This window comes from Clostridium sp. (genome assembly GCF_018372875.1).
GTDB lineage: Bacteria > Bacillota > Clostridia > Clostridiales > Clostridiaceae > Clostridium.
The window spans coordinates 1-1120 of record NZ_JAHAIF010000111.1; the positions used below are offsets into that span (position 1 = coordinate 1).

Annotated in this window: 3 tRNA genes; all 3 read right to left on the minus strand. The window is 31.0% G+C overall.

Features of this window, described 5'->3' with window-relative positions:
• Positions 1-752: 752 nt before the first annotated feature.
• Positions 753-829: transfer RNA gene (locus KIB46_RS16325), tRNA-Arg, on the minus strand.
• A gap of 122 nt (positions 830-951) precedes the next feature.
• Positions 952-1025 (minus strand) — tRNA-Gly (locus tag KIB46_RS16330).
• Between the two features lie 3 nt (positions 1026-1028).
• Positions 1029-1112: transfer RNA gene (locus KIB46_RS16335), tRNA-Leu, on the minus strand.
• Positions 1113-1120: the final 8 nt, after the last annotated feature.

Below are 1120 nucleotides of genomic sequence, written 5' to 3' on the forward strand. Positions count from 1 at the left end.
CTCTCAATAAAAAGTTTAATCTTGATACTTGATTTCTCAAGTTTACTCGTAAAAAGAATTGCTGGTTTTTAACTTTATATTCTGTTCAATTTTCAAAGATCTCTTCGCCATTCAGCGACTTTTTTATCTTATCACTCTTCGTTTTCGCTGTCAACAACTTTTTTCAAGTTTTTTTGACTGCTTTCCCGAAGGACAAGGACTATTCTATCACAGCTTTTTCTCTTTACATAAGTATTAAATCTAATTATATTTAATTATTTATTATTTTCTTTAGAATTCTCTTTTTTATATTTATTTTCTATTAATGATACACTTGGTATAGTTTATATTTAATTTCTTTGTAATACACCAAATAGTATTTAAATTTTACAACATCATATATTTACATTTTTATCTTGGGTTATTATAAACTTATTATCTACAATATTGCTTACACATATATAACAATATTAATTTCTTATATACTATAAAAAGGTACAATTGCATCTTCTAGCAAAAACTCACACAAAAGTTTCTCTTTATATTCTCTTAGGATTTTTCGCCATCTGCATAAGTGATATTCCAAATTTAAATTTGCTAAATAGAACTTACTCATTAGAGCTTCCGAAGCTTGCCTGAGGAAAATCTTGCAGGGGCATATATTTTATTTTTTATTCTTTAGGAAGAAATGAACTAAACAATTTAATAATAGATATAATTTCCTAAAGAATAAAAAAAGAGCTACCCACTAATTATTTAGTGCAATAGCCCTTTGGTACTCCTACCCCGATTTGAACGGGGGGCATCAGGATTCGAAGTCCTGCACTCTATCCACCTGAGTTATAGGAGCATATTTTATCTTTATTATATTATTTACCTTATAATTATATATTACCAATAGAATTTAACAATAGTAAAGAACTATATTTTAGAACAAAACAAAAAAAGCAACTTATCTAAGTTGCTTTTCTTTGGAGCGGGTAGTGGGAATCGAACCCACCTTTCCAGCTTGGAAGGCTGGAGTATTACCGATATACGATACCCGCACATGGTGCAGATGAAGGGAGTCGAACCCCCACGCCAAAGGCGCTAGATCCTAAGTCTAGTGCGTCTGCCAATTCCGCCACATCTGCATTTTTGG